The sequence below is a fragment of the Spirillospora sp. NPDC046719 genome (assembly GCF_040645715.1).
In the GTDB taxonomy this organism is placed as follows: Bacteria; Actinomycetota; Actinomycetes; order Streptosporangiales; family Streptosporangiaceae; genus Spirillospora.
Genome location: NZ_JBEYYT010000805.1, coordinates 1 through 2,204 on the forward strand (window position 1 = coordinate 1; position 2,204 = coordinate 2,204).

The following is a 2,204-nucleotide window of genomic DNA, read 5'->3' on the forward strand; positions in this document are numbered from 1 at the left end:
GGGCGGCGAGCGCGGCCGCGGCGACGACGCTGCCGGCGGTGGTGATGACCAGCGGGTCGACGCGTCCGGCGAGGCGGTCGACCAGCAGGAAGTAGGACGCCTGGCAGGCGGCGGCGCCGAGCCCGGCGGCCAGCCCGAGCGGGTCCAGGCTCAGGCCCGTCCACACCTGGACGACCAGGGCGAGGCCCGCCATGGCGACCGCGACGCCGCCGGCGGCGGTGCGGTGCACGGGCGCGCGGCGCACCAGCCGCAGCCACGCCAGCACCATGACCGGCCCGGTGAACTCCAGCAGGATCGCCACGCCGACGGGCAGCCGGGACGCGGCGAGGTAGTAGCAGGCCTGGCATCCGGCGACGCCGGTCAGCCCGTAGGCCGCCAGCCGCCCGAGGTGGGGCCGCAGCTGCGCGCGCAGGGAGCGCGCGCCGCGCCGGGCCCGCACGGCGCACACGATCGGGACCAGCGCGAGCGCCGACACGGTGATGCGCAGCCACACGGCCTGCAGCGGGTCTAGGCCGCCTTCGATGAGCGCCTTGCCGAACGGGCCGGACGCGCCGAAGCACACCGAGGAGAACACCGCCAGCGCGACTCCCTGGGCGCGGGTGCGCGCCGCCGCGTCGACGCCCATCGCCGCCCCTCCCCTCGACCGTTCAGGAGCATCGTGCCATAACGCTCATTACAACGGGAGGGCGGAACGCGACCGACAGAACACGACATGCCGGACACTCCGCCGGGGAGGACTACTATTCGCCGGGTGAGCTGGCAGGGGGCCGGGGCGGGACCCGGCGGGACGGGAGGCGGCCCGAGCGCGGACCTGTTCGCGGCGGTCGAGGGCAACGTGCGCGAACTGGTCGCCTCCCCGTGGTGGCGGACCGCCCAGCCGCAGGACCGGGCCGGGCAGATCGCCGCGCGGATGCTGTGGGGCGCCGGGGAATGGTGGCTGTTCGGCGCGTGGGGGCGCTGGTACCGGTGCGGCCTGGACGGCGCCTGGTTCCCCTGCCCTCCCCCGCCCGACCACGCCGACCGGCGCGTCGCCGTCCCGGCGCCGCGCGGCGCCGGCACCCCGCCGGTCCCGCCGCAGCTGTACCCGACCGGCCCCGACCTGTCGGCCGGGCGGGTCGCGCCGCTGGGGTTCCTCGGGCCCGTCCCCGACACCGCCGTCGTCGCGCGGATCTCCCAGGCCATCACCACCGCGCTCGCGGTCGACCCGCAGCAGTTCGCCCAGCGCGACCCGATGTTCCAGCCCGGCACGCCCAGCACCATCGCCGCCGCGTGGGGCGCGCTGCTGTGGTGCGCGGGCTCCCCGGTGGTGCTGACCGAGCACCCGCTGATCGAGTCGTTCATCCCGTTCCTGACCACCTCCGCCGACCGGCTGCACTGGATGATGCCGCCCGACTTCGGCACCCTGGCCGGCTACTACATCCACCGGCTCGGCGCCGGCGACGGCGGCGGCGCCGCGCACATCGCGCGGGTGATGTACGAGGTCGCGGCGGGCCTGCAGGCCGACCCGCGGTTCCGGCCCGGCGCCGACGCGCTCGCCGCGGTCACCGCGGCGTCGCTGCGGATGGTCAACCAGGACATGGCGACCGTCCGGTACGGGCCGGAGGCGATCGTGCAGGAGTGGCGGCGCCGCTGCCCCGCCGAGTTCGCCACGCCGATGGTCCGCGACACCGCGCCCGGCGAGTACCTGCGCCTGGCCCTGTACGACCTGGAGCAGATCGTGCACGGGCTGACCGGGCCGCGTCCGGTGCCCGGCGGCCGCAGCCACGACGAGGTCCGCCGCGCGGGGATCGCGGTGCTGGCCGCCGACCTGCAGGCCGCGCCGGGCGCGCTGCCGGCGCTGCAGCGCTGGCTGGACCCCGACAGCGCCCGCACGCTGCAGGCGGTACTCGGCGACCCCGCCAACCCGCTGCGGGCGCTGTGGCCGCGCGACGGGCGGCTGCCGGACGCGCTGCGCCGCGACGACCCCGACGCGCTCGCCGCGCTGCTGGCCACCACCTACACGATCGGGCTGACGTGGTGCCGGCTGGCGCAGGTGCCGCCGCCGGCGTCGGGGTTCGCGGTGCCGCAGGCGGTCGCGGCGGAGCTGACGTCGCCCGCGATGCACTCCCCGCCGTCCACCGACGAGCTGTCGGCGTGGGACATCATCAAGGCGGCCCGCGCGCACATGGCCGCCGAGCGGGCGTCCTCGGGCGAGGACCGGGCCG

General features: G+C 77.3%; 2 protein-coding genes. One reads left to right on the forward strand and one right to left on the reverse strand.

The annotated features are described in order from the left end of the window. Positions 1-625 (reverse strand): EamA family transporter (locus tag ABZ914_RS50440; RefSeq protein WP_500201686.1); only part of this gene is annotated, 625 nt, incomplete at its 3' end. A gap of 126 nt (positions 626-751) precedes the next feature. Between ABZ914_RS50440 and ABZ914_RS50445 the strand changes: the two genes are divergently transcribed. Beyond that, positions 752-2,204: hypothetical protein (locus tag ABZ914_RS50445; protein WP_500201687.1), on the forward strand; the 1,453-nt coding region annotated here is incomplete at its 3' end.